The sequence below is a fragment of the Diplocloster hominis genome, from assembly GCF_032380655.1.
Lineage (GTDB): Bacteria > Bacillota > Clostridia > Lachnospirales > Lachnospiraceae > Diplocloster > Diplocloster hominis.
Map to the genome: position 1 here is coordinate 105,192 of NZ_JAWDIY010000002.1, position 25,138 is coordinate 130,329.

Below are 25,138 nucleotides of genomic sequence, written 5' to 3' on the forward strand. Positions count from 1 at the left end.
GCCTTAAATCATTTCCTGCCATTTATGGCAATCACTACATCATCAAAACCGGAATCAGAGTAGCAAGTGCCCTCCTGAGAAAGAGTTGTACCTGGCTGCAATTCTTGGTTATCATCCATAAAAGATAATTCGCTAAAATTAACCATTTTCCCATCTTTAAGATACACCACATCCATCCACACATAATCTGCGGCGGAAGTTCCGTTGTTTGTCACGGATGCAACAATGCCGCTGTCGGTAGTATTGTAGTCAACGGATAAGTCAGAATAGACAGGAGAGTATTCTTTTTCCTCAGATACGGACAGTGCGTAATCAAAACTATCAATCTTATCCCATTCATCAAATGTGGTCCATATACCGGCTGTTTGCCCTGGAGCAACCGCTTTTGTTCCATCACTGGAAGAACCAACCATACTGCCGGAAGAATCCAATGCGGTCACATTCAGATCAATACTCACAACCTTATCTGAATTGTTTGTTACATACATAACGTAATACATAAAAGAATCATCCACAGTACAGGAATAATCCTGCGTACTCATCAAATCTGCAAGGTCTGTTTTGTCTTTACTTTCTGTCGTAGTCGTGACCGCAGTAGTGCCATTTTTGGTAGATGTACCGCCACCACAACCAGTCAAAAGAACTGCCGACAGTAACAGTATGGCAAAATATCTCATCTTCATAGACATATCCTCCCTATATAAATGTTTAGTCCATTATACATCAATGTGTCTATCAATGCCACATTATTCGCTCGCCTTGAAATTATATATAGGTTTCAGAATCGCAAGAATATCAACGGTTTCTCCAATACATTCCACAATCTCATCAATAGGCTTATATGCCATCGGTGCCTCATCTATGGTTTCCTCTGATACGGAAGTAGTGTAGATGCCATCCATAGAGTTTGAATAATCACTCATGTTTAGAGTTTCCCTTGCTTTCATTCGTGACATAATCCGTCCAGCTCCATGCGGCGCAGAACAGTTCCAATCCTCATTTCCCTTGCCAGTTCCGAGAATACACCCATCACGCATATTGATAGGGATAAGAACCTTTTCTCCGTACTTGGCAGAGATAGCACCTTTACGGACGATGTTGGAGTCGTGGTCGATATAATTGTGGATGCACTCAAAGAAGTCCGGCATATCTGCATCAACACCCCATCCCATGTGATTGCATATAATCTGAGCAATCATAACACGGTTCATGTAGGCAAACTTCTGACATATCCTCATATCATGGAGATACTGTTCGCGGTACTTACCCTCTAAATAACAGAGGTCTTTCGGCAATTTCGGAGTGACAGCACGGAAGTTTCGGCGCAGCTCCTTGATTGCGGATTCAATCTCAGATTTTCTTCCAGCAGCTTTGTAGTCGGCAATGAGCTTTTCCTGACGATCATACAAATCATCTTTACCGCACATCAACTCATAGGCAAGGTTCTGATAGTAGTCTGCCACCTGTTTCCCAAGATTGCGGCTGCCAGTATGGATAATCAGATACTTATAACCGTCCTCTGCAACATCAACCTCAATGAAATGGTTGCCGCCACCGAGAGTGCCAATAGAGCGTTCGAGACGTTTGGTATCTTTTAATTCCCGGTAACAATAAAGCTCTTTCAATTCTTCAAAACGCATTTGCCGCCCATCATGCACATTTTTCCCACTTGGAACATAGGTGCGGATAACACGATCTAAAGTATTCAATGTAACAGCATTAAAATCCCTATGCCCTAAACTGACGCAAAGCATACCGCATCCAATATCCACGCCAACGATGTTCGGAATTACTTTGTTTCCGAGATCCGCAGTAAAGCCAATGACGCATCCCTTTCCGGCGTGAACATCCGGCATGATACGAACCTTACAGTCCTTAAAGGAATCCTGAGACAGAAGAGTGTTAATCTGTTCCAAAGCCTCATCTTCGATGGTTTTTGCATAAACTTTCAAATTACTCATAGTGATCCTCCTATACTTTGTATGTTTTGTTATTTCCAGAATTTCCATTGTATTTCGTGAAAGGGCGAACCCATACACGTTTACCGGTTTTGGTAGTTCGGTAAAATCCCCTCACACTTACCTGTTCGGTAGGCTTTGTGTAGTGCCTTTTTGTACCGTCTGCAGGAACAGGTCTGCTATCAATGCGGTATGTGGTTATCAGTGGTGTAGCACCGCCGGAACGGCGCAGGATTTTTCGATGCTTATGAGAAATGCGTTTCTCTTTCTGCTCCGTAGTCTCAATGCAGTTGCGGTAATGAGTTGCAAAACACATGAGAGAATGGAACTTCAATGCCTCCTTGTATGGCGTTCTGTCAGCGGCAAGAACCATCCGGGCAACCTTTCGTTTCTCTTTGCTTAATCCGGCAGGAAAGACAATGTTTTCGATTTCCTGAGTTTTCGGATCATACCGATAATTGCAGACATACACGCCACCCATATACAGATGCAGCCTCACGAATACACCCTCCTGCTCATAATAGAATTTAATATCTTCCTCCGGCAGCTCAACCAATGCGGAGGGGATGGGGATGCGGAACTCTTCGGCATCCAACCAATCTTTATTTTGCTGATACCATTCAATGATCTTCTCTGTTTTCCCAATGGTATCGACTATGATTTTATTGCAGTTTGTAATATCAATCATGCCTAAGACCTCCATTTCTTCAATGGCTCCTTATAGCATTTGTCTATTTGGACACGTTCTTATCAAGCGGCATCGTGCGCTCCGCCGGAGATACGCGAATGTCAGGAGATCCCACTATCCTTATCCGGTTTCGCATTAAAGCCGGAAAACCTGTCAACCAACAAAGGGATGGTGTATGCCGTTATCAACCCTCATACCGGCAGCGGTTTTCACATTAAAAACTGCCAGAAACCTGTTACACGACACTCAAATAGACAAATCTTATAAGGAACCATTACTATATATGCGCCTCATTTGGGGCGGTAAATAATATCAACGTGGGAATCTAATGCCTGTTCAATCTTTTCGTCCGTAACACCCAAGTAACGAGCCGTAACGGCGGCGGAACTGTGCTGATACAGGCGGCGGACCAGTTCAATGTCCTTTCCATTCTTGTAGTAAATCTCTGTTCCGAAGTATTTACGGAACGAATGGGTGGATATATCCTCATATTCAGGACCGAGCCAGTCGCAAACCTTTTTCAGATGCTTTTGCACTGCCCGGACACCGATAGGGAATATCAGATCATCGCCCTCAATGCCCTCAGAGTCCGCATATTCAAGGAGGAAGTTGTAGACCTGTTCCTGGACCTTGAAACGGCGAACCTTTCCGGTCTTATGCTCAACGATATTGAAAGCGTGGCCGGATGGTGTCTTGATGAAAGAGGAACGCCGGAGGGAGAGTGTGTCTCCAATACGCAATCCTACATTCGCCTCAATAACGAGGATCGTAGCAATCCGGGGATTAGGCTGTATGCAGTCTCCAATGCCCTCATATAAAGTTTTTATGATAGTCTCGTACTGTTCATGCGTACAAGCCGTTGTTGTCTTTCCTGCCATTCTAACCATCCTCCTACTTACTGATTTTTCATCAAACCGGCAACGACATTGTTGATTGCCGTCTCAGATACAAACCCACCTTGCAACCTTACCGGGGAAAGAGAACCGTTAGGGAGAAAAAGCATATCGCCATGACCCATGAGTTTTTCGCCGCCGGCCATATCCAATGCGACCATAGAGTTTGTGACTGTACCAACACGGAGACAGATCTTTGTAGGCATATTTGCCTTAATCAATCCAGTAACAACCTTTGCAACCGGGTACTGTGTAGCGATTACAAGGTGGATGCCACAGGCACGGGCTTTCTGTGCAATTCTTACAATATGTCCCTCAACGGATTTTCCACCCATGCTCATAAGGTCGGATAACTCATCAATGAAAACTATGTCACGCCTCATAGGAGCATCTGCGAACTTTGTATTATAGCTGTCAATGTCACGGCAGCCGGTAGAGGCAAGAATGGAGTAGCGACGATCCATCTCAATACAAAGGTTCTTCAATAGTTCAACCGCACCATTTACCTCAGATACAACCGTACACGCTGCAAGGTTCTTGTAATACTCAAACTCTGTTGCTTTTGGGTCAATGATATATAAGTGCATCTGTGCCGGATTCTTTTTCATCAATAGAGACAAGATGAGGTTATGCAGAACGATTGATTTACCAGATCCGGTCATACCAGAAATGAGGATATGGCAAGCCTTGGCAATATCAATGTAATGCTTGGAACCGTCAACCGCCATGCCGATCGCCATTGTGAAACCACTGGAGGACTGATACTCATTATCAATGAGCATATCGCCCAGGAACACGGTTTCTGTACCGGTCGGAACCTCAATATACACATAGCCATTATCAAATCTCAAAGAGGCGTTGCAATGTAAAGCTGCCTGAAATTCCTTTTCATGTCTCAAAATGGCTTGCACCTGAGTTCCGGGAGCCGGTTCAATAACATACTGTGTAAGGCGTGGTCCTTGATTGATTTTTGCAAGGGTGGAGCGGAGGCGGAAAGAGTTCAATACACTCAATATGGTTTCGGCTTCGTTCTTTACTCCATGAGATCCCCATGAGGTGTGATAAGTCATATTGCCATCAACAGCAGGGAAGATATACGGCTTTGTAAGTTCATACGCCGGAGCGGTGGCAGCGGTCTGTCTCTCTGCGGACTCTTTCAGTCCTGCATTGAGAAGTGTGCGGGCCTCGCTGTGTTTTCTATTTGCGGTCAATGCCTCCATACAGTTAATAAATACGCTTTTCTTTCTCATGGTTCTCAATCCTTTCTTTACCGGATGCCGGTAGTACACAACTTTCTGTTTAATGCCTGTAATTCTTTGATGTGTATGTCAATAGCTTTCTGCGATTCAGTGTCACATACAAGGCGTTGCGCCTGCCCTGCGTTCTCTATCATCGTCAATACACTGTCACTCAATAATGTCTGTTCTCTATCTGTCAATGAAATAACTACCACGTTCATACCTCCTACCACATATCATTACTTGAAAAAGTATTCAAAAGGATCTCATTGTCTGTTTCTGTTATATCCAGATAGTTGCCGGAATCATCAATAATACTCAATGCTTTTTCTTTGGTTATAGGTCTTTTCTCTGCGCCCCTAAAAGCGAAGCCATATCGGAACATCAAAGGCTTTTCGGATGCCTCAACAACTTCCCTTGCCTTGGCTCTGTCCAAGGTACCTTTATAGAATGACATTTCTAACATTTTGCGTTACCTCCATATTACAACGTGTTACATATCGTTACAATGTAACGGATTAGATCAAAATACTCTCAATCAATCGGCGGTTTCCGGGTGTAACCTCTCCGCCGTAGTTGGAAACGGTTAGAATCAGGTCAATAGCCGTTCTCAATCCTCGAAGCTCGGCAGATACCCGGCTGCGCTCATTGTGGTAATTTTTCAACGCCTCACGCTGAATAGGAAGCTCAATAGAAAGCTCAAAGCGTGTGCGGCGCGGTGTGGATGGGTTGTTATAGGTGCGATCCATTGCATCAATGGCAGCCATGCGGCGATCCTCTTCAATGCTCATGCGCTTTTCTGTTGCTTCAAGGCTTGACACCTTGGCCTGCAGTAACTCAAAACTGCTCATACCGTTCTCAATTCTCAATGCTGTATTATTCATGGTTTCTTATCCTCCTAAACTCAATATGTTATGCTGTGACTACTTCATAATTTGCCGGGATCCTGGTTGCTGGCATATAACGGCCGGATGATTGGCAGAACCAGAAAGGGCGTTTGAACTGATACGCCGCGGCGTGTTTCAATAGTTCGATGCTTTCCCCAGTGTGGAGAGTAAAGCGGATCACTGCGCCGACAGGTAAATTTTTCAATGCGTGCGGATCTTTCTTTGCTTCAATGTTCTTTCTGCATCTCTCGCGCCAGTTATTGGCATATTCTGAATCAGTAGGGGAGAGAAGAGAGAGAATAGAAGCCGGGCAATGATCTTCACATGGTCCAGAACTTTCTCCCATCGTCTTAACTCCAAAGTTGAAATAATCCCGGCTGTTGGTGTGCGTCAATACAACGGCGGCGAATGTCTCAGCCTCTCCGGTGCTCAATATGGTTACTTTAACAGCGGCGTAATATGTACCGCCTACCATTGCGGAGCGCACAACCTCGGCTTTTCTGGTGTCGTTCTGCCATGTGTAAAGCTCGTCAATTTCTGCTTTCCGGTCAATAGCTCCGGTTCTGGTGTAGTGTGTAGCGTGTGTATAATCCCATCCCATAATATAAAGGCCTCCTTAATCCTGCACCGGCTCACATTGTAAGCGGTGGTTTTTACTGAATGTTATCAATATACGTTTTGCGTGGTTCCTCTGTTTGAAATCCTCAAAGAATTTTATCAATGTATCATACTTGAAATAGTGCAAGCCGATTTCTCTATACTCAATATAGCGGCTGTCTGTTATATAGATTCCCTGGTTGTTTCCGTATTTCTTGAAAAACTGCATTTTCTCTATATACTCATCAATATTTACGGTTTGCCCCTCTTGCAGATGTTCCAATACTGCGGAGCGGTTCAGATATTTATAAGCCATCCTAAAGCCTCCGATCTCTCAATATATCCGCCGCCGTCCGTCTATGCCTGCCATACTCCGCAATATTTACAAGTGCTATTAGGTGCTTCGGGTTCTCCGAAGATAAACCGGCGGATCTGGTCTTGCATGGTGTCCGGGATAAGCCGCGCCCACTGTGTAGCGTTCCGCCATCGGTTCACGGCTCTAGTTGCAATATAAAGCCGGTTGCGTGTCTCTGTGTCCATTTGGAAAACCTCCGCCAATGTATCAACGGCGTTTTGTTCCCTGTCGTGAACCTCTCGCGCATAATTAACATGATTTTTTCGGGTTGTGATTTCCTCAAAGGGACCACGGTATAAGGTTTTAGAGCTATAACAATATTCGTTGTAGGCCTCATTTTCTGCGGCTACTGCGTCAATAAGTCTTTCAATGTCGATTTTCATACTATGCGCCCCCTTTCTTTTTGGGCTCCATCTTGGAGAGTTTCACAATATCATAAAATGGAATAGAGGAGCGGGAACCGCGGAAAGTGTCGCGGATGTCCTCAATATAATTGTATCGTGTTTTCAATTCCTCAATATCTGCGGCTATTTCCTCATATTCTGCCGGGGTCAAGTCGTGTAAATGGCAATGATCCCACTTTTCAAAGAAACGGCGAGCCGGGGAGAACTTCGGCAACAGATCCCGCTGAGCCTGTCCGCCTCTGGTGTAGTCTAGTTTACTTCTGCAGAACTCATTCGCAGAGGTTGAGAAGTACGGCGCGGAGTTGGTGCCGAGGGTGTAAAAATTTACTTCAAAAGTGATCAATTTTGAAATCTGGAAAACATACATAAATTCTTTCATAACTCTATACAACCTCCTTCGCCGCTTCTCTTGCGCCCCATTTTGTAGCGTGTTCCTGGAACTCTCCGACCGTCTCAACGTGGAGAAAGTCAGGAGAGAAACGGCGCACGGTGTAAGCTCTGCGGCTGCCGTCAAAATTGTTTTCACTGGTAACAAAACAGCGGTTTTTATACAAAGCGGATTCTATACGAGATCCCCAATATTTGAACGTTTCACGGTCGAAAAAGTGGCCTTTTCCGGTTCTATAAATGGCTTTCGCCTCTGATAATGTCATCATAATATATAAGCCTCCTATATTTTGAGAGGGAGCGCCCCGGAGGGCGCGCGCCTCGTTTCTGTCAATTAGTAATTTTCGTAATATTCATTAAGGGCGGTTTTTTCGTCCTCTGTAAAAATACGGTCAATAGCTGCCGCGGTACGCTTGCAAGCCTTATAGGCCTTTAAGCCTTTGCGAACCTGATCCGCTCCGCCGTCAATATATCCAAACTCTGTTAAAAAGTCCGCCTCATCTGTGCAGCTATCAGCACAAGAAGCATCAGACAAGAGACAATATAAACAATCTTCTTTTGTTGGCTCATGCGTTGCACTTGGGTTGCATTGATAATCAAAAGTGTAGCGGCGATTATTTGCCGGGTTAACAATGCGGCATTTATAGAGAACGTGGGACGGTGTAAAAAGGTCCTTTTGTTCGTCTGCCTCTGTTGCTGTGAATCTCAAAGAATCAATTGTTTTTTCTGCTGTCATGGTCTTTCCCTCTCTTTTCTGTTGTTCCATCCGGGAAAGCCTGTTATAATAGGAGACAAGCCCGGAGGGGTGGCGGCGGTCCGTGTCGCTTGGTAGGTGTAGCGGATCGCCCTTTTTTATTTTGTTTCAAAGTCGTTTACGTCAGACTTGCAGACGGCGGCTTGCAGGGGTTCGCCTGTCCTATTCCCTTTTATGCTGCGTGTATATAGGCAACTCGTTCCAGCCATCGCCCCGGCTCAATAGTTCCGGAGCGGTTCCCGCTTTCCCCTGGGAGCGTCGGGGGCGTTAATCATTGTTAGAGTGCTAACTGCTTTCACTCGATGCCGGGCCGGTTTTATACCGCTTTCCCGATCTCGTGCGGTTCTGAAAGTTTCAAAGTGCTTTCATACTTCCAATAACTTAATTATCTTTTTTATATGTGCGGTGTGAATTGGTACACCCTAGCACAGGTTTACAATTTTCCTTTTGCCTGATATATGCACTCATTACCACAGGGGCAGCCCTCACAGGAGATACAAGCCGGAGGCGGTGGGGCGTGTGTTTCGGTCTCGTCTTAATAAGTGCCGGCTTTCTGTTGCCTTGGTCCGGGTTGCTACCCTTGGTCCGGTCTGAAAGCTGTTGATCTTTTGGGGTACACCGTGCGCCCCGCCTGCCTTGTTTGTTTTGGTGAACGTCCGGCGGTTCGTTTTGTTCCGTTGCGGTTCGTTCTTTATGCCTGTATTGTAAACCGCACGCTTTACAAAGTCAAGCGAAAACTTTACATTTTTTTGAGTTTGTGAAAAGTGTATAGCCGACTAAACAAAACAACGGCGGTTTATTGTGTAAATTGTACACTTTACAAAGTGCAGAAAAACCCCGGCGCAGTCTTTACCATGTAAACAGCAGACTTGACACGGGGCGCATATTCCTATATATTAGAGGGGTACAGAGAGAAAGGAGGGCGGAGCCGGTGTGGTTGAGTTTTGGCGAAAAAATGCGCGTTATGATGAAACGGCGCGGGGTATCGGTGCAAGAGGTGGCGGATCGTCTGGGCGTGTCCCGGCAGAACGTAAACCAGAGACTAAACGCCGACAAGTTCACGCTTGACGATATGGAGAAATACGCCGCCGCCATTGGTTGCGGTATAGAGATAGAAATAACAGAGCCGCCGGAGTGCGGAACAGATCCACATATAAAATAAATAAGGATAGCCGAAAAAGTAGAACGTAGGGCACAGAGAGAAGCGAAAAAGCAGCTTTTCCCGGTGTCCTTTTTATTTTGCCCGTGTGACAGTGTAGGACCGCCACAGAGGGCACAGAGGAAAGGAGGGCGCAGAGATGGCAACAGAGAAGAAAGAAACGGCACAGAGAGACGAAAACGGAGTAAGGAAACAGAGCTATAAACGTTTTAAGGAGGGGCGCGACTATGAACCAACGGACGCAGAAACAACGGCGGTTTTATGTGATGCCTTTTTAACGGGATTCTTACAGACAGAGGAAACGCCGGAGGGCGGAGAGGTACAGAACAAAGGGGGACGACCTAGGAAGTTGGAAACCGTAGAAGAATTTACAGAGGTAGCGGAAAAGTACATTTTATATATTAAGGATAGAGCGGCGGAGGGTGTGCGCTTGGTGCCTGACGTAGAGGGCTTTTGTAGTTTTGCCGGGATTTCTAGGGAAACCCTTAATAATTGGGAAACTGCCCGCCCGGGTGCGTATTCTGACACAATAAAAAGATTGAAAACAAGTATAGCAGCATTTAAGAAACAACTCGCCTTTGCTGGCAAGATCCCGCCGATCGTATTTGCTACGGACATGAACAACAACCACGGCTACACGCAGGCGGCGCAAAAGATAGATTTAAACGTAGGCAAGCAGGCGGCAGAACTGCCAACGGCGGCAGAGATCGCACAGCGTTTGCCGGTGGAAATGAGCGGAAAAGATCCGGCAGACACGGACGGAGATATAAATATATAGAGTTTATGCGGTTTTGCGGTTCGTTTTCTTTTACTTTTACGAACTCCGGCACGTTTCCGGCGGTTCTGGTGTAGCGATCCGGGGACAGGTCCGGCAGCTTATACCCTGGGGCGGGGGTGTAGGGCGGAGCGGATCAGGGGCAACTCACCCCTCTGAGTTCCCGAAAAATTAAAAAGCCCAAAACCACCCCAATCGTAAAATGGCAAAGAACCCTATTACCGTAAACCCCCCAATTTACAATGTAAGTACAGATACGGCATCCAGATAACAGATGGAAAGTGAAAGGTTTACAAAACCCCAAAATCCAAAATCGGCGGATGCCTACCGGCATAGAAAGAGAGAAATATGGAACAAAACAAAGAAACAGCAACACAGAATAAGCAGAGAGAGGCGGAAGTATGCAGAGAGAAGAAACAGACCGCATGGGACAAATGGAAAGAGGACACATTGCGGAAGTTCAACCGGACTGCATGACAGAGGCATACACCGTAGGGATCTCTGAAACGCATATCAGGAACAATGCAACGGTATTCCGAGTATGGCAGATGATAGAGCACGGAGAACTTACCAGAGAAGAGGGATTGTACCTCATGGTAAATACGCTTGCGGATGAAAACCATCGTCTGAATCAAATGTGTAATGACCTCATAATGAGGATGCCGTCACGTCTGCTCGTAGAAACAATAACAGGCAAAAATTAAAAATTGGCGGAGGCTTACGCCTCATAGGAGGTAAAACCGGATGAGCAATGAAAACAGCAATTCCAAAAATTCCCCGGAAAATAAAAAGAGGTCTTGGCACAAGGAACCGTGGTATAAAAGGTTATTCGACAAGATTTTGGTATCGTATTTTCTTCCGTGCAAGCATGAGTGGGAAGTGTTGGAAGTCCTCTGGACGCTACCTGATTACGGCGGATTTAAGTACGAGGTATGCAAATGCGGGTGTAAGAAATGCGGAGAGATAAGAATTGAGAATTTTTTAGTGTGAAATGTGGAGGTAGAGAGATGGTAAAGACGGTTGTTGCGGTTATCGTAGGGTTAGTTTTGCTCAATACAGCGTGGTTTGTATTGAAAATTGCGATTCTGATAGTGGCAGAGAGAAGAGAATACGAAAAATACAGATACAAAAGCCCTTATCAGTCTCCACACAGAGAGGCTTTTATCATGGAGTGCTCAGACCCGAATAGCAGTCCATACGCAAGGCAGTTAGATAAGTGCATCAAAAAGATGGATAGGGAACAGAAACGCATAGCGAAAATCAAATTGAAATCAGACAAGAAACTATCGAATATGAGCATTTAGAGAATTTTGACGTATCGGAGGATGTGCGTAATGGATAGACCGGTAGAAATCACAAGAAGCTACTCGGAGTGCAAATTCTGTAATGATATTGCTGATATGTGCAATGAGATACCAGATTGCGCTCACTGCAAGAACAGAAAAGGAACATGGATAGATACAGTCACAGGTCTGTTTGGAACGAAAGCGGTTGTTGCTCTGGAGGATGGCAAAGTGGAGACATACCCACTGGATAGACTGAAAATTATCACAAAGAGGGAGAGATAATGAAAATTATTGAAGAAATTGGCGAAGCTGCAATGTTGGAACAGCTTGCCGAGGAATGTACTGAACTGGCAAAGGCGGCTCTTAAAATGGCAAGGATTATCCGCAAAGAGAATCCGACACCGGTTACTGAGAAAGAAGCCATTGCCAATATCAGAGAGGAATACACAGATGTCGTGCAGTGTGCCGGAGAACTTTCACTTACGGTTGATGAGGAACAGATGGCACGAAAACATGAGAGATGGGAGAAAAGAGTGAGGGATAGAGAATGATACCATTCAGACATTGCATAAGGGAACCGCACGGATCAGCAGTGAAATTTGAGATACTGGTAGCAACACAGAATGAGTTTCAGGTACGTTACCCAGATTACGATTATATCAAAATGGGAGCCGGACCGTCAGTGATGTATAACAGAGAACAATTACTGTGTTTCCTACTGGCATATGACAAGGCAGAGTGCCTTGAATTTATGGAAAAACTGTATCATCACATAGGATGGTCTACTGAAAAGCTGCATGAGAATCCGGCGTTTGCCGAAGTGATAAAGGAGAAAGAGACATGATAGCACGTTTCTTACAGAATATTGTCGTAAATGACATTGAGAAGAATATGGAAATGAATATTGATAAGGGCGAAGAACTCTTTGCCATCGACAGAGGAACCCATTATGAGCTGAGAAAGGCTGACGGATGGGGAACTATGGCTCCGAAAGAGTGCGAGGGCGAATATTATGAGATCATCAAAGAATAAAAATCCGTGTTTTGATTGCCTTGCATCAGAAAAAGAAAATGAGGAAGTGTGCAAGACCATACGGGCGATGCTGAATAAAAGCAATAGCGTACAGGTGGAAATGAAAGATCCTGGCAGCATAGGAACATTAACCATAGGGGATTGCACATATAATGTTTATCTTGGAAACACAACACTGAATAAATTGCGGTGTCTGCCGGATAAGGATGTGTATAAACGTGTATTCACACTGATAGAGGCATAGGAGGAATATGGATGGAAAATGAGACCAGACCACAGCTCTTTATCATGGGTGAATGGCTCGGAGATCCCATACCGCTTGCGGAAATTAAGGAAATATCCGAGCCTACACTGGATGAAGAGTATGATATGCCGGATATTGCTCGTCTGAGAGATGGATTTGAAATACCTTTTGAAGTGAAAATGGAGAAATCTGCCATAAACAAGCTGTTTCAACCGTGTTTTGGCAGAGAACCTTACAGAAATCTCGAAAAATGTGCTAAGTGCATACTGAAAAAGGACTGCGTTGTGGCGAAAATCGAGAACAATTTCAACATGAGATTAAGGGCATACCACCCTTGATAATAAATCACAAGGAGGACACCAATGGAAGAGAAAGAAAAGAAACCGTGGAGACCGCCAGAAGCGGCACAGTTACCCGATCCGATAGCGTTTGCCATGCAGGGTTTTGAACGCTTTGGATTACCGAAAGAACGGCTGATACCACCATTACAAACATTTGACAGAGTGATGCAACACTCGGCATTTACCGAAAACCGATGGTGGGAAAATGCAAGACAGGTAACGGCAACAACATCGGCAGAACAGTGGCGGAGAGTGAGCATCGAAAGAGCACGCTGCCTCGGAGAACCATGGCCGGATTTTGATGATATACCGGTTGCGAGTATCGCAGAGGATTTTTCACAGAAATGTCAAAATGCCACAATCGGATTATTAAGAGATCAGGTAATAGCATCATGCACTATTCCGGGAGAAACATTGTTTGGAGACATTTTTAACCAGTTAGGTATTAAGGAGGACAATATGGATAGAAGTTTAGCAGACAAGAAATTTAAGAAAGTAACTATCGAGTGCGAGGACGGCACGACTTACGCTGGAAAGATCAATCATGTATGTGGTAGCCCGTATCGTTGGGATAAACTTTGTGTAGAAGCAATGGTTGAGGACAAGCCTATTGGAGCATACGGTATCGAGAAAGTCCTGTTCCAGAATCCGGCAACAATCGTGTTCTGGTCTGACGGAACAAAGACGGTTGTAAACTGCATGGATAATGTGGAAATCAAGAAAAAGGTTGTTGATGGCAAGGAAGTAACCATTCGTAAGCCTAAAAAGGCTGATACCTATTCCGAGGAAGCCGGTCTGGCTATGGCTATCGTGAAGAAATGGGCCGGCAACAACGGAAATTACAACAACATCTTCCGTAAATTCATTCCTGAGATGGCAGAGGAAGAAAAGGCTGCCAAGAAAGCCAAAAAGGCACAGAAAGCGGAGAAGTAGATATGACATTAAGAGAATTGGCAAAAGGCTATGATGGAGATGTGTTGATTAAAGCCTATGAGAATGAAAAATCAAAGATTCCTACGGCAATCATGCAGAGTTCGGTCACGGATGCAATAAAGGATGAGATATTGGATAGAGAGATTTACAGTTATGCAATGGTCTATCAGTCGTTGTTCACATCAAATCTAAGAGCGAATTTTGCAGCCGCACCGGAAGAAACGGAGGAAACCACATGAGAACCTATTTTTTTGACACAGAGTTTACTGGTCTGCGTAAGGACACAACTCTTATCAGCATAGGAATTGTCTCAGACACAGGAGATAGGTTCTATGCAGAGTTGACGGACTATGATGAGGGTATGTGTGATGAATGGATTGAGAAGAATGTTCTCGATCATTTGGTTTTGAGTGGCAATGCGGAGTTAGAAGAAAGTCTGGCAGCCAACAATAAAACAACGACTGTAATCGGCAGTAAGGCAGATGTTTGTTGCGAACTTATGGAATGGCTTGAAATGGACGCTAATTTTGACAGTGATTATGCTGCGGTATTCGTTTCAGATGTCTCGCATTACGATATGGTGTTACTGATTGACTTATTGGCAGGAAACGCTATGAAGTTGCCTGAGTTTATTACACCGGCTTGTCACGACATCAATCAGGACATTGCAACGATACTTGATATTTCAGAAAAGGCAGCTTTTGACATTTCGAGAGAACAGCTCCTTACAAACAGAGGAATTGATTTGCCGAAAGGTCAAAAACACAATGCACTCTACGATGCGGAAGTTATCAAAGCGATATACGAGGACTTTTTTCTCCGTGGGAGGGTAAAACAGGGAGGAAAAAGGAACCATGTCTGAGCGGGAAATGATAAAGAAACTCGGAGAACTTACGAGTGAGGTCGAAAAACTGAAAGCAAACAAGAAATCTCTGGCAGAAAGAAATATGCAAGCAGAAAAAGAGAATGATGATCTGAGGAAACAGATTGAACAGCTTGAAAGTTTCAATGCAGAGTTGGATGCCACAGTCAAGGAACAGACTGAAATGCTGAACGGTGGAAAGTTATATGAGGACTATCAGGAAGTTTGCATTAAGAACAGCAAACTCAACGCAACGGTTGATGTTCTGGTAGAGAAAATCAGTATGTTAAAGGCGGTGGGATGTCATGGATAATGGAATGGAACTCAGAGTGAAAGATTATTGTGCTTTCTGCCCTGATTTTGAGGCTGACGTTGATAAGGTTGATATTACTGTATTGGCGGATCATACCCAAAGGGCATTAACCACAATCAGATGTGAACACGCCGAAAAGTGCGAAAGAATATACGGGAGAATACAGGAGGGCAGAACTAATGAAACAACGGTGGTACAAAGTAGTGTTTGAAACCATTGAGAGAAAACCAATCCGCAGAACTGTTACCGTATGCAGCACGGACAGTGTTCATGCGTCTGCTCTGGTATATCAGCAGTTCGGTAGAAAGAAAATCAAGGTAAAATCTGCCAAGAAAGTAAAGGAGAGCGAATGATGGATAATTTGAACTTGAAACCGCAGTCCCCGGATGAAGTAAAAACCATGATGTGGACTGGGGAAAATCAGCGTGAAATGTTCGATCTGCTTACTTGCGGCAAGAAAATTGATGATTATATGACTGCCAGTGGAGAGAACTTTTTCATAGACCATAGCACCGTAAAAGGCGGGTTGGTGCTTATTGCCAACATAGGAAATCAGTGCGGATGCAAAATACCGGTAAAGATAGGGGATTATGTGTGCGGTCGCAGATATGGAGATAAATGGTGTTTTTCCGTTGCGGACGGTACGACTTTTGAAAACAACACTTGCGGAACTCTCGAAAAGAGAGAGGGGAAAGAAAAACCGATAGACATATTCAAAAACCAGGAGCAGTTAGAAGAGTGCCTGAGAGAGTGGCAACACAGATTATTTCTTGATGGGTGGCTAATACTGGCACACGTTAAGGATAAGATTATGAACCCTAACGGAGAAGAGGTAATTGACGCTGCCGGATATAACACATTCATATTTGAATCCAGTCAGGCAAACATCCAGTTACTCAGCGATGAATCTTACAAAGAGAACAATACACTGTTCAAACACTGCATGGAAAAGGATCTTGTGCATGAACTTTTACATTGCAAGTACGATTGGATGGGATGTCAGGGTGGAACCTATGAGGGCGTGTATCTGGATGCGACCGAACACCAGAAGCTAGAGGAAATGGCAAAGAGTCTTATCATGGCAAAATATGGTGTCGGTTATGATTACTTCATGTGAGGTGCAATATGACAACGGTGGTGGTCTATAAGGCCGATACAAAAGAAGTTCTGGCAGCTATTCCGATGGACGGCGGAGATGCCGTCTGCCGGAATGATGTGGAATTTCAGATTTACAACGGAACAGAGCCAATATTCACGGAAACTCCCGGAGGAATCGTATTGGCAGAAAACAAATTTATGATAAAGATGGAGGGCAACAACAATGAAAAATAAAGGAACATGGATTATTGTCGGCATTGTAGCCGCATTTGTATTACTGATAGCAGGAATTTTTGTAAGTACCAACAACAGAGCGGTTTCGTTGGAGGAACAGGTCTTTACGGCTGACTCTGATATTCAGGCACAGGAGAAACGCAGAACGGATCTTATCTACAATCTGGCAGATTGCGTCAAGGAGTACGATAAGCATGAGGCAGAGACTCTTCTTAATGTCGTAGAAGCAAGAGGAAACAATGGCAGCACCACAGATATTGAGAATGTGACAACTTCCATAGCTGCGGTTGCCGAAGCATACCCGGAATTAAAATCCAACGAGAATTACAAGGAACTGATGAATGAACTTTCAACAACAGAGAATATGATCCTGCAGTACCGCACTGCCTACAATAATGAGGTAAGGGCGTATAAGAAATATGTGCGTAAATTCCCACATAAGCAGATCTTGGGAGTTATGGGATATGAGGTTATCAATTATGACTATCTGGAATACAGCGAAGAGGACAGACAGCCGGTAAGCAATCTGTTTGGAGAATAAGCCTATGAGGAAACGGAGTAAGATAATCTACTCCGGCAACGGTTGGGATATGACGGTGCGTGAACTGATGTTTAGCATCGTCATTATCCTTATCATGCTTATGGGTGGATTTTTCATTAGTGAAAAGATAGCTTCACACAATGACGAACAGAATCAGGAATACTATCAAGCCATGCAGATTGATGGAAATGCAGAACTGTTTCAGTACGGTATGCGAACTGATGTAGGAAATGCGTTTGTGAAAGGAAATCTGGTGGCAGTAGATCCTGTTACAGATCCGGGAATAGGTGGAGTACCAGCTGCCTACATAAAGGTTGAGGAACAACACTACAACCGACATACGAGACAGGTGGCACATACACGGACGGTAAATGGGAAAACGCAGACTTATTACACTACGGAGGTATATTATTCGTGGGATTACTACGATAGCTGGGAAAGCCATAGTCAAACGGTGTCATTCCTTGGCGTGGAGTTTCCGTATGGAAAAATCCAGATGCCGGGGTCTTACCTGTATGACACAATTAAGCAATCGTCCCATGTGAGGTATTTGTACTATGTTATCAACACGGAATACAGCGGAGTTATCTATGCCAATCTCAAAGATAATACCATAGAGGACGGAACGCCGTTCATTCAGGCAGATACGATAGATGAAGCGGTGGACTATATGGTTTCAAACGGAACTGCCGGGCTGGTAATTTTCTGGGTTGTATGGGTAATTCTGATTGGAGCAGCCGTGTTCGGGTTCTGTTATTTTGATAATAAGTGGTTGGAGGATTAGAGATGTATATTGTAGACCAGGATCGTAGCAACGTAGTGAACATCGGCAACGTTAAAAGCATTGCACTCAGCGGAAAAAGAATTACCGCCGATGATTACACACTTGCGGCTTACGATACAGAACAGAGAGGGAAAGAAGTATTTGAACAGTTACTTGGGAATGCTTTTCCTCCTGATATGATAGTAGCCAAGAATTGCAACATATCCGAGGATGCCGTAAATGACCTAGCAATGGATCATAGCATTATTATGGTTCGCGGCAACGGACAGGCGGATGTTACAGCGTATAGCTGCGGAGTTTATTATATGCCGGAGGAATAAAAGAATGGTAGATGTTATTTTAGCAATCATTTGGATTGCGATATTGGTACTTTACATTGTTGTGGGTTGGAAAGATGCAAAGTCCAACAATGAAGTAAAGAAAGAAATTACACAGATGAATGGGCTGCTGTTGGAACAGAACTCTCAGCTCAAAGAACAGAATAAGCATCTTAATATGGTTATTCTGAGTGTTTGCAGTAAGAGTGTACGAGATAGAAAAGACCAGGAGGAAAAACGTGAAAAAGCAACGGAAAGAGACACGCCTGAAAAGGAAACGCCTGAAAGCAGCGTATAACACAATCTTAGAAGAAAACCGCCGATTAAAAGGTTGGCAATCGGTGTATGGCAGAAAAGAGATTAGAACATTTGGAGAACGCAAAATACTCACAATATTTGAAGCAGGAAGTGACAATATGGGAGAAATCATAAAAGACAGAATGGCAGTTGGAATTGGCAGAGCACTTAAAGAAAATGGCGCAATTCAGTTTAAAACATACGATGATCCTATGAAATGTGGAATTATTGTGGATGCGAAAGTTAAAATCGTTATGCCGTAGGTATATTACAGAGCCGTGTAGAGCCGTGAGAAAGGATGAATTTTCATGGCTCAACACGAACTATCGAATAAAGAGATTATCGTAAGGCTTCTGAAAAGCGATCTGAGTGACTATGACAATCTTCTGTCCTTACTCGGAATGGCAAATGAGGTTATTCGGGAAGATAAAGAACTTTCACGGAAATTAGCGAATAAGGTCAGATTCCTTGCACTGAGACTATGTGCGACAGGAGATATTAAATATTACGATTTATACAATAAGGCTCTTTTGTTCTTAGCACAGGAACATAAGGATTTTGACTCTTATCTGCTTTATGTGGAAAAGAACAGAGATCCAGAGGACAGATACTATCAGCCACGAAGAAATAAGATTTATTGGCTTGTACAGAAGATGCAGAGGCTTATTGACGATGAGTTGGATATTCTATCAATATCAATGCCTCCTGGCACCGGCAAGACCACACTGGGAGAGTTTTTCATATCGTTTGTAATGGGGCATTACCCCAACACACCAAACCTTATGTCCTCCCATTCTGGATTTATGACGAGAATGTTCTATGATGCCGTTCTCAACATAATTACCAGCAATGAATATTGTTGGAGCGATGTGTTCCCGGACATTGTATTTGAGGGAAATAACGCAAAAGAAGAGACAATAAACCTTGGAAGATGGCAACCGTTTAAGACACTGACCTGCAGACCAATCAGAGGTTCCCTTACCGGTGTTACCCGTTGCGAGGGATTTCTGTATGTGGATGATTTGGTTTCCGGTATCGAAGAGGCTCTGTCTATTGATCGTCTGGATAAGTTGTACGGAGAGTACACAACAGATCTTAAATCTCGTAAAAAGAAGAAAGCAAAAGAGATCCACATTGCAACCCGATGGAGTGTGCATGATGTTATTGGCCGGCTTGAAAGAATGTATGAGGGCAATCCGAGGGCAGAGTTCATTGCTGTTCCAGACATTGATCCTCAGACCGGAAAAAGCAACTTTGATTACGATTACGATGTTGGATTTGATGAGAAATACTTCCACGATATGGAAATGTCGATGGATGATGTTTCATATCGCTGCCTGTATAAGAGTGATCCGATTGAGAGAGAGGGTATTCTGTATCATCCAACAGAATTACAGAGATATATCGGAGGACTGCCGGACAGAGAACCGGATTCTATATTGGCAATCTGCGATACCAAGGACACCGGTACAGACTACAACTTCCTCGGAGTTTTCTACCAGTACGGAGACAGATACTATCTGGAAGATCTGGTATTCAAGAACATCGACCCTGGGGCCTTGGACGAACTCAACTCAGATATGCTTGTTAAGCATCATGTACAGCAGGCACAGTTCGAGAGCAACAAAGAGGGTAGCAGAACCGCAAATGAAGTTGATAGACTTGTCAAAGCAAAAGGCGGCAGATGCCATATCACGAAGAAATACACTACTCAGAACAAAGAGACCAAGATCATCGTCAATTCTTCATGGGTTAAGGAACACGTCATATTCAAGGATATTACAGAATATGAGCCTAAGAGTGATTACGGTGTGATGATGTCATTCCTTTGCAGTTATACACAGCTCGGAAAGAATAAACATGATGATGCGCCGGACGCTCTGGCAATGTTCGCCCAGTTTGTAGATGCTCTTCTTGGCGGAGAGGGACAGGTAGTAAAGAGAAGTGACTTAGGAATATAGAAAGGGATAGCATGGGACAATATAGTTTCGCCACCAACTTAAAAAAAGAAAGAACGAATAGGGGAATTACACAACACGAACTTGCAACGGGCGTTCATGTGGCGCAGAATACCGTGAGCGATTGGGAACAATGCAAAAGTTATCCGTCAATCGACAAGATATACGATATAGCAAATTTTCTCAAAATCCCTGTAAGCAAGTTGATTTCTGATGTTCAGAAAAATGGTTGTAAAGCCGACTGCACACAGAAAAACAAATTTTTTTGAAAATTTTGTTTATTCCGCTTGACAAAGAATGTTTAGTGCGCTATACTACGACCATACCAAGTGACACGGACATAAGTTAAGCGGAGTGAACACAAGGTATTTGGCATTAAAGTTTCTCCTAACCATTACGGCACAGTAACGGTGCCGTAATATGGGAAGTAAGCTAACTCGGTAGAAGCGATGGACTGAAAATCCATAGGAGTTGGTTCGACACCAACACTTCCCACTTAGAATTATTGTTCCCCGACAGTAATTCCATATCAGAGGATTCTAACTTATGTAGTTCCTCCGAAGCCTCACATGGAATCCCCAAGTGTGAGGTATGGACCATTAGCTCAGTTGGTTAGAGCATCCGGCTCATAACCGGACGGTCTGGGGTTCAAGTCCCTGATGGTCCACGCATGGCAATCCGGCACGAAACTATAAATATAGCCATGGCAGTGAAGCTACGCCGAGATACACCGGAGGAAGTAAGGCGGCTGAGTGCGGCGGTGCAGTGCAGAAACGGTATGACTACCGCATGACCGTGACGGCTACCAGAGGTAGCAGACAAGAGAGGATGCAAAAAGATGTATATTCCTGAATTTTGGTGCGGTGTTGCCGCAACGATAATCACAGAAGTAATAATTGCAATCGCATATTCCATATATGCAGACCACAAGAAAGGAGGCAAGAAGTAATGAACAAAGCTGAATTAGTACAGGCTATGGCTGATGAAACCGGACTTTCTAAGAGCGATGCTGAAAAGGCACTCAACGCATTTGTGGAAGTTGTCGGTGGAGAACTTGGCAGGGGTGGAAAAGTACAGCTGGTTGGATTCGGTACGTTTGAAGTAACTGAGCGTGCCGCCAGAGTTGGCAAGAATCCCCAGAACGGAAAAGAGATTACCATTCCGGCTTGCAAGGCACCTAAGTTCAAAGCAGGCAAGGCTTTGAAAGACGAGGTAAATCGTTAAATGATCGGAGCGAACTTGGTGTAGCGTGGTGGTTCGATTCCACCTGTGGGCGTAGCTCTTGCGATTAAGGTTTCCACCGCTTCTTTCCTAATGTTCTTGGCGATACAAAGAAAATTCCGGGCGAACGGCAACGATTGGTGGTGTTGCGGCGGACTGTAAATCCGTTCCCTCGTGGTAAACATTGGAGGTTCAATTCCTCTTTCGCCCATTTAGGTAGATTGCAGCCTATTCACAGAGAATTTACCGGACGCGAACGGCTTCTCTGCGGAGAATTGCAAGAACCTGGTTACGATTTTTTGTGGTTAAAGGGTACCTTGCTTCCAGTCAAAAAGTAAAAACCACACCTGTTCGATTAGTCAAGCGGTCAAGATACCACCTTTTCACGGTGGGGACGGGAGTTCGATTCTCCCATCGAACATTTCAACCGAGAATAACGCTGACTGTTTACAGTTGGTTTAGTGTTCCGGCTGAAAAGTATTGGCGAAAGCCGTGGTAAGCAATCATTAAATAGGGAGATTGCAATGCTCACTGAGAGGCTTATGTGAGTAGTCAGGGAAAGCCGACAGGACTTAAACTTGGAGAGCTTGCGTAAGTCACGCTAAAGACCATCGTTGCAACGATGCCTACGATAGCATAACTGGAAATGCCACGGACACCATGCCGGGGAAAGTGGGGTTCGACTCCCCACCGTAGGACGAGCGGATTTCTTAACTGATTTTCTTAGTCCGGCTTTAACAGGAAAGAAAATTGGCGGTGGCGAGGTTCCGGTGATCACCAAGTGCTTTTACATTACCAAGAGTTTTCAAGAAAAACTCCGGTGCGGAAAATTTACTGCTTAGAGTGCATGAGCGTTACAGCGATTTAAGCGGCGGTGGAAACTTCCGAGAAAGACCTGATTACAGATGTGCGTGAGCCGTAACCAATCGAGCCGTCATGCTTAGTCAGGCGCAGAGGAATGTAGTAGAGGCGGAGAACTGCGATAACAACGTACATCCGAGGTAAGGCGATAAAGAGTTGGACTCGCCAAAGGTTCTTTGAGTATGTAGTCGGTGGATTATGAGAACCATGTGGAGGGGTGTAAGGTCCGAGAACCACGTTAAAAAAATGAAATACCTTTGTTGGCAACTGTCTTACACGTTGCATCGGTTCGGTAGTGGCAACCATCCAAGCTGCCGCCGGACTGCATTGGAGTATAGCTCAGATGGATAGAGCACAACACTACGGATGTTGGTTAGCGCAGGTTCGAGTCCTGTTACTCCAATAATGGCTTGTAGCTCAGTGGTAGAGCGTCTGACTGTTAATCAGAATGTCGTGGGTTCGATCCCCACCTTGCCAGTTGGAGACACTTGACTTACTCTTTCAAAGCACTCCATAAAAAGGTTACGAAAGGGCGTTTACGACCGGCGGAAGAGGATCTCCGACTTGTACGTTACCAAGGGAAAACTACTCTGCCGTGTGTCCGGTTGGTCGAGGGTGCGGTCTTGAAAACCGTCTGGATGTAAAAGTCTCTGGGGTTCAAATCCCTAACACGGCGTGGCAAAGTAAAGGATACGTTCGATTCGTAGGTGTATGGGTTGCACATTCTCTATCCAAAAACCAATAGAGAAAGGAACGGTTCGATTCCGCGGTGTGAGGTCGCATTTTACTTTGTGGTTTTGGCTCTATGGTATAAAGGTTATTACGCCCGACTGTCTATCGGAAAATTTGGGTTCGATTCACAATAGAGTCGTTATGGTGCATTGCCGTAATGGTAGCGGAGTGGCTTGCTAAGCCATCCGGCAGAAATGCCGTATAGGTTCGATTCCTATATGCACCGCTATGAGACCGTATTCCACCGGTGGAGGAGGTCTCAGAATTTGGAGTTGCCGGAATAGGTAGACGGATAATCATAGTAAAGGAATGGGGTAGGCGAGAGGTAGGTGCGAGGACAAGCCACAGAAACAGCCGTAATCCTACCGCCCCAAGAAACTACTGAAAATCATAACTATTGTACCGAGTACCAACAGCGAAAGGTGTGGCTAACAGTAGCATAGTTCCATAGTGGGTGCAAATCCCATTACTCCAAAGCCGTCCTGACTTCGGACGCTAAACCAGTTGGGGTTAGAGAGATTTCCCGAAAGATAGTTCCTATTGGCATACCCGGTGGTTAGGGTGTATCACAGCAAACCATAGTGAGTGTACGGAATTATTTAATCAAGTCCACCGTTCAGGATGTCGGCTGTGTGACGGTTAAGAGTGATTATGCGAGAAATTCGACATAGCAGAAAACTCAGAGGTTCTTGTGGGGCGAAGAACCATTATGGCGGAGTGGAGCAGTGGTAGCTTGTCGGGTTCATGCCCCGGAGGTCACAGGTTCAAATCCTGTCTCCGCAATCTTGCGTGGTAGTTCAATGGAGAGAACATTATGAGCGGTTGTCATGCTCCATGTGACACGGACAGCAATAATTCTTTTTTCGATGATAACGAAGAGATGGGGGTTCGATTCCCTCCCACGCAACTTAATACGGTGTCACGAAGCAAGAGAACCAGTGACTTAATGATTTGAGGCTAGTGTGGAAAGCCGGTGGTGCGGAAAATCAATACGCCATAGTGTCGATGAGATTGCGATTGAAGCCACAGACCAATCAAAACGCCGTAAAACAAAATATGGAGAGATGGCGGAACGGTAGACGCGGCAGTTATGTACAATACATCATGTTTGTGATGCTGACAGCAAATCTTACAGCTTGGGGCCTGCTTCATTGTTGGTTCAAATCCAACTCTCTCCAATCAAGGCGATGGCACAAACGTCCTTACAAATCAATAAGACGTGCCACATGGCGAGGTAGCTCAGATGGTAGAGCAATGATATGAATACGCAGATCATGTTAGTGATCTCAGCAGCAATCTCATTCCAATCCAAGGCATGTGTCGGCGGTTCGATTCCGTCCCTCGTCTCTGCCCCGATTGCCGGTTATGGTAAACCGGAGGGAACATGACTGCGATAACGCTTGTGTTCCGCACAGCAATCGAGTATACGGGTTCAAGTCCTGTCGGGGCAATTAAGTGACGCTTACAGCAATCTTTCAAAACAGAAAATTCCATTGACAATATTTTCCCGTTTGAAACAGCGTCATGTAAAGAAATGAGGTTGCCTATGAACCGAAAAGAAGATTATAGGGATATGGAAAAGTATCATAAGGCGTGTCAGAGACAGCATAGGCGATATTACAGCAAAACGTCATTTCTATATCCGTCTCATCCGTGGACTGCGGAGGAAGATGCACTGGTAATCAAACATGAGATTACCGATTCTGAACTGTCCGAGAAAATAGGCCGTTCTGTTGGTGCGATACATAACAGACGGTATGAACTTAAAAAGTTAGCCAGATAGGCATAAAACTTTATATGGGACGCTCACAGCAAATTATTGGATATGACTGTTAATCATAAAAACCAATAGCGTCCTGAATGAACTTACAAACAATTTTATTATGGGACTCCTACAGCAATCACAATGGTTAAAACAATGTCTGCAAAACAATGTGAAGCGGTTCAATTCCGCAAATGAGAGTCCTGGAAAGAGAGGAAACAATGAGC

The 25,138-nt window shown here is 44.6% G+C and carries 40 protein-coding genes, 10 tRNA genes and 1 pseudogene; 38 read left to right on the plus strand and 13 right to left on the minus strand.

What is annotated here, in order from left to right; all coding sequences use genetic code 11:
- Positions 1–8 precede the first annotated feature (8 nt).
- The 13 genes from ABC831_RS02385 to ABC831_RS02445 form a co-directional block, all read right to left on the minus strand.
- Positions 9–683, minus strand: coding sequence for an FxLYD domain-containing protein (locus tag ABC831_RS02385; protein WP_343246678.1), 675 nt, complete (start codon positions 681–683; stop codon positions 9–11).
- 63 nt (positions 684–746) lie between these two features.
- Positions 747–1,961 carry an RtcB family protein gene (locus ABC831_RS02390; RefSeq protein WP_343246679.1) on the minus strand — a complete coding sequence of 405 codons (1,215 nt, stop codon included), beginning with the start codon at positions 1,959–1,961 and terminating at the stop codon, positions 747–749.
- A gap of 10 nt (positions 1,962–1,971) precedes the next feature.
- Positions 1,972–2,646 carry a hypothetical protein gene (locus ABC831_RS02395; protein WP_215679714.1) on the minus strand — a complete coding sequence of 225 codons (675 nt, stop codon included), beginning with the start codon at positions 2,644–2,646 and terminating at the stop codon, positions 1,972–1,974.
- A 290-nt stretch (positions 2,647–2,936) separates the two neighbouring features.
- A complete protein-coding gene (locus tag ABC831_RS02400; protein WP_343246681.1) occupies positions 2,937–3,524 on the minus strand; it encodes a tyrosine-type recombinase/integrase in 588 nt (195 codons plus the stop codon).
- 17 nt (positions 3,525–3,541) lie between these two features.
- Complete coding sequence (locus tag ABC831_RS02405; RefSeq protein WP_177969337.1) at positions 3,542–4,789, minus strand: DNA translocase FtsK; 1,248 nt, start codon at positions 4,787–4,789, stop codon at positions 3,542–3,544.
- A 214-nt stretch (positions 4,790–5,003) separates the two neighbouring features.
- Entirely contained in the window at positions 5,004–5,243 is a 240-nt protein-coding gene (locus ABC831_RS02410; RefSeq protein WP_343246682.1) for a hypothetical protein, read from the minus strand.
- Positions 5,244–5,295: 52 nt separating this feature from the next.
- Positions 5,296–5,661: a hypothetical protein gene (locus ABC831_RS02415; RefSeq protein WP_147601284.1), complete on the minus strand. Its 366-nt coding sequence runs from the start codon at positions 5,659–5,661 to the stop codon at positions 5,296–5,298.
- A gap of 28 nt (positions 5,662–5,689) precedes the next feature.
- Positions 5,690–6,265: a DUF6927 domain-containing protein gene (locus ABC831_RS02420; RefSeq protein ID WP_343246683.1), complete on the minus strand. Its 576-nt coding sequence runs from the start codon at positions 6,263–6,265 to the stop codon at positions 5,690–5,692.
- A gap of 15 nt (positions 6,266–6,280) precedes the next feature.
- Positions 6,281–6,577, minus strand: coding sequence for a hypothetical protein (locus tag ABC831_RS02425; protein WP_343246684.1), 297 nt, complete (start codon positions 6,575–6,577; stop codon positions 6,281–6,283).
- Positions 6,578–6,618: 41 nt separating this feature from the next.
- Positions 6,619–6,999 carry a hypothetical protein gene (locus ABC831_RS02430; protein WP_343246685.1) on the minus strand — a complete coding sequence of 127 codons (381 nt, stop codon included), beginning with the start codon at positions 6,997–6,999 and terminating at the stop codon, positions 6,619–6,621.
- A 1-nt stretch (position 7,000) separates the two neighbouring features.
- Positions 7,001–7,399 (minus strand): hypothetical protein, encoded by a 399-nt coding sequence (locus ABC831_RS02435; RefSeq protein ID WP_343246686.1) that lies wholly within the window; start codon positions 7,397–7,399, stop codon positions 7,001–7,003.
- 4 nt (positions 7,400–7,403) lie between these two features.
- A complete protein-coding gene (locus ABC831_RS02440) occupies positions 7,404–7,676 on the minus strand; it encodes a DUF7447 family protein (RefSeq protein WP_343246687.1) in 273 nt (90 codons plus the stop codon).
- Positions 7,677–7,741: 65 nt separating this feature from the next.
- Entirely contained in the window at positions 7,742–8,143 is a 402-nt protein-coding gene (locus tag ABC831_RS02445) for a hypothetical protein (protein ID WP_343246688.1), read from the minus strand.
- A gap of 982 nt (positions 8,144–9,125) precedes the next feature.
- Between ABC831_RS02445 and ABC831_RS02450 the strand changes: the two genes are divergently transcribed.
- From ABC831_RS02450 to ABC831_RS02635, 38 genes and pseudogenes are all read left to right on the plus strand, one after another.
- Positions 9,126–9,323: a helix-turn-helix domain-containing protein gene (locus tag ABC831_RS02450; RefSeq protein ID WP_343246689.1), complete on the plus strand. Its 198-nt coding sequence runs from the start codon at positions 9,126–9,128 to the stop codon at positions 9,321–9,323.
- A gap of 136 nt (positions 9,324–9,459) precedes the next feature.
- Complete coding sequence (locus tag ABC831_RS02455) at positions 9,460–10,098, plus strand: terminase small subunit (RefSeq protein ID WP_343246690.1); 639 nt, start codon at positions 9,460–9,462, stop codon at positions 10,096–10,098.
- Positions 10,099–10,496: 398 nt separating this feature from the next.
- Positions 10,497–10,799 (plus strand): hypothetical protein, encoded by a 303-nt coding sequence (locus ABC831_RS02460; RefSeq protein ID WP_343246691.1) that lies wholly within the window; start codon positions 10,497–10,499, stop codon positions 10,797–10,799.
- Positions 10,800–10,839: 40 nt separating this feature from the next.
- Positions 10,840–11,085, plus strand: coding sequence for a hypothetical protein (locus ABC831_RS02465; RefSeq protein ID WP_343246692.1), 246 nt, complete (start codon positions 10,840–10,842; stop codon positions 11,083–11,085).
- A gap of 17 nt (positions 11,086–11,102) precedes the next feature.
- Positions 11,103–11,399 carry a hypothetical protein gene (locus ABC831_RS02470; protein WP_195490791.1) on the plus strand — a complete coding sequence of 99 codons (297 nt, stop codon included), beginning with the start codon at positions 11,103–11,105 and terminating at the stop codon, positions 11,397–11,399.
- Positions 11,400–11,429: 30 nt separating this feature from the next.
- On the plus strand, positions 11,430–11,663 hold the full coding sequence (locus ABC831_RS02475) for a hypothetical protein (protein ID WP_343246693.1): 234 nt from the start codon (positions 11,430–11,432) through the stop codon (positions 11,661–11,663).
- Positions 11,663–11,932, plus strand: coding sequence for a hypothetical protein (locus tag ABC831_RS02480; protein ID WP_343246694.1), 270 nt, complete (start codon positions 11,663–11,665; stop codon positions 11,930–11,932). The genes ABC831_RS02475 and ABC831_RS02480 overlap by 1 nt, the downstream gene beginning before the upstream one ends.
- 41 nt (positions 11,933–11,973) lie before the next feature.
- The gene (locus tag ABC831_RS02485) at positions 11,974–12,225 is read left to right on the plus strand and encodes a hypothetical protein (protein WP_343246695.1); all 252 of its coding nucleotides are present in this window, start codon (positions 11,974–11,976) and stop codon (positions 12,223–12,225) included.
- Positions 12,222–12,413 (plus strand): hypothetical protein, encoded by a 192-nt coding sequence (locus tag ABC831_RS02490; protein WP_343246697.1) that lies wholly within the window; start codon positions 12,222–12,224, stop codon positions 12,411–12,413. The genes ABC831_RS02485 and ABC831_RS02490 overlap by 4 nt, the downstream gene beginning before the upstream one ends.
- On the plus strand, positions 12,394–12,657 hold the full coding sequence (locus ABC831_RS02495; protein WP_195490786.1) for a hypothetical protein: 264 nt from the start codon (positions 12,394–12,396) through the stop codon (positions 12,655–12,657). The genes ABC831_RS02490 and ABC831_RS02495 overlap by 20 nt, the downstream gene beginning before the upstream one ends.
- An 11-nt stretch (positions 12,658–12,668) precedes the next feature.
- Positions 12,669–12,995, plus strand: coding sequence for a hypothetical protein (locus ABC831_RS02500; RefSeq protein ID WP_343246698.1), 327 nt, complete (start codon positions 12,669–12,671; stop codon positions 12,993–12,995).
- Positions 12,996–13,019: 24 nt separating this feature from the next.
- A complete protein-coding gene (locus tag ABC831_RS02505) occupies positions 13,020–13,931 on the plus strand; it encodes a hypothetical protein (protein ID WP_343246699.1) in 912 nt (303 codons plus the stop codon).
- A gap of 2 nt (positions 13,932–13,933) precedes the next feature.
- Positions 13,934–14,170 carry a hypothetical protein gene (locus ABC831_RS02510; RefSeq protein WP_343246700.1) on the plus strand — a complete coding sequence of 79 codons (237 nt, stop codon included), beginning with the start codon at positions 13,934–13,936 and terminating at the stop codon, positions 14,168–14,170.
- Entirely contained in the window at positions 14,167–14,793 is a 627-nt protein-coding gene (locus ABC831_RS02515; protein WP_343246701.1) for a 3'-5' exoribonuclease domain-containing protein, read from the plus strand. The genes ABC831_RS02510 and ABC831_RS02515 overlap by 4 nt, the downstream gene beginning before the upstream one ends.
- Before the next feature lie 7 nt (positions 14,794–14,800).
- Positions 14,801–15,106 carry a coiled-coil domain-containing protein gene (locus ABC831_RS02520; protein ID WP_343246702.1) on the plus strand — a complete coding sequence of 102 codons (306 nt, stop codon included), beginning with the start codon at positions 14,801–14,803 and terminating at the stop codon, positions 15,104–15,106.
- Between the two features lie 179 nt (positions 15,107–15,285).
- On the plus strand, positions 15,286–15,459 hold the full coding sequence (locus tag ABC831_RS02525) for a hypothetical protein (protein ID WP_195490780.1): 174 nt from the start codon (positions 15,286–15,288) through the stop codon (positions 15,457–15,459).
- Positions 15,459–16,223 (plus strand): hypothetical protein, encoded by a 765-nt coding sequence (locus tag ABC831_RS02530; RefSeq protein ID WP_343246703.1) that lies wholly within the window; start codon positions 15,459–15,461, stop codon positions 16,221–16,223. Before ABC831_RS02525 ends, ABC831_RS02530 begins: the two co-directional genes overlap by 1 nt.
- Positions 16,224–16,231: 8 nt before the next feature.
- Complete coding sequence (locus ABC831_RS02535; RefSeq protein ID WP_195490778.1) at positions 16,232–16,438, plus strand: hypothetical protein; 207 nt, start codon at positions 16,232–16,234, stop codon at positions 16,436–16,438.
- Complete coding sequence (locus ABC831_RS02540) at positions 16,428–16,979, plus strand: LemA family protein (protein ID WP_195490777.1); 552 nt, start codon at positions 16,428–16,430, stop codon at positions 16,977–16,979. Before ABC831_RS02535 ends, ABC831_RS02540 begins: the two co-directional genes overlap by 11 nt.
- Before the next feature lie 4 nt (positions 16,980–16,983).
- Positions 16,984–17,763: a hypothetical protein gene (locus ABC831_RS02545; protein WP_343246704.1), complete on the plus strand. Its 780-nt coding sequence runs from the start codon at positions 16,984–16,986 to the stop codon at positions 17,761–17,763.
- Between the two features lie 2 nt (positions 17,764–17,765).
- Positions 17,766–18,083, plus strand: a complete 318-nt coding sequence (locus ABC831_RS02550; protein ID WP_343246705.1) for a hypothetical protein — start codon at positions 17,766–17,768, stop codon at positions 18,081–18,083.
- Positions 18,084–18,087: 4 nt separating this feature from the next.
- Positions 18,088–18,378 (plus strand): hypothetical protein, encoded by a 291-nt coding sequence (locus tag ABC831_RS02555; RefSeq protein WP_343246706.1) that lies wholly within the window; start codon positions 18,088–18,090, stop codon positions 18,376–18,378.
- Positions 18,320–18,640 (plus strand): hypothetical protein, encoded by a 321-nt coding sequence (locus ABC831_RS02560; protein WP_343246707.1) that lies wholly within the window; start codon positions 18,320–18,322, stop codon positions 18,638–18,640. Before ABC831_RS02555 ends, ABC831_RS02560 begins: the two co-directional genes overlap by 59 nt.
- Before the next feature lie 45 nt (positions 18,641–18,685).
- Positions 18,686–20,338 carry a phage terminase large subunit gene (terL, locus tag ABC831_RS02565; protein ID WP_343246708.1) on the plus strand — a complete coding sequence of 551 codons (1,653 nt, stop codon included), beginning with the start codon at positions 18,686–18,688 and terminating at the stop codon, positions 20,336–20,338.
- Positions 20,339–20,349: 11 nt separating this feature from the next.
- Positions 20,350–20,604, plus strand: a complete 255-nt coding sequence (locus ABC831_RS02570) for a helix-turn-helix domain-containing protein (protein WP_147601312.1) — start codon at positions 20,350–20,352, stop codon at positions 20,602–20,604.
- A gap of 153 nt (positions 20,605–20,757) precedes the next feature.
- Positions 20,758–20,830: transfer RNA gene (locus ABC831_RS02575), tRNA-Phe, on the plus strand.
- A gap of 98 nt (positions 20,831–20,928) precedes the next feature.
- Positions 20,929–21,002, plus strand: a tRNA-Ile gene (locus ABC831_RS02580).
- Between the two features lie 248 nt (positions 21,003–21,250).
- Complete coding sequence (locus tag ABC831_RS02585; protein ID WP_484840523.1) at positions 21,251–21,559, plus strand: HU family DNA-binding protein; 309 nt, start codon at positions 21,251–21,253, stop codon at positions 21,557–21,559.
- 118 nt (positions 21,560–21,677) lie between these two features.
- A tRNA-Tyr gene (locus ABC831_RS02590) sits at positions 21,678–21,767 on the plus strand.
- Between the two features lie 138 nt (positions 21,768–21,905).
- Positions 21,906–21,977: transfer RNA gene (locus ABC831_RS02595), tRNA-Glu, on the plus strand.
- Positions 21,978–22,745: 768 nt separating this feature from the next.
- Positions 22,746–22,820 (plus strand) — tRNA-Arg (locus ABC831_RS02600).
- A gap of 3 nt (positions 22,821–22,823) precedes the next feature.
- Positions 22,824–22,895 (plus strand) — tRNA-Asn (locus ABC831_RS02605).
- A 397-nt stretch (positions 22,896–23,292) separates the two neighbouring features.
- Positions 23,293–23,375, plus strand: a tRNA-Ser gene (locus tag ABC831_RS02610).
- Positions 23,376–23,859: 484 nt separating this feature from the next.
- Positions 23,860–23,932: transfer RNA gene (locus tag ABC831_RS02615), tRNA-Met, on the plus strand.
- Between the two features lie 3 nt (positions 23,933–23,935).
- Positions 23,936–24,056: transfer RNA gene (locus tag ABC831_RS02620), tRNA-OTHER, on the plus strand.
- Positions 24,057–24,207: 151 nt separating this feature from the next.
- A tRNA-OTHER gene (locus tag ABC831_RS02625) sits at positions 24,208–24,327 on the plus strand.
- A gap of 50 nt (positions 24,328–24,377) precedes the next feature.
- A pseudogene (locus ABC831_RS02630) lies at positions 24,378–24,496 on the plus strand.
- A gap of 199 nt (positions 24,497–24,695) precedes the next feature.
- Positions 24,696–24,932 carry a hypothetical protein gene (locus tag ABC831_RS02635; RefSeq protein ID WP_195490766.1) on the plus strand — a complete coding sequence of 79 codons (237 nt, stop codon included), beginning with the start codon at positions 24,696–24,698 and terminating at the stop codon, positions 24,930–24,932.
- Positions 24,933–25,138: the final 206 nt, after the last annotated feature.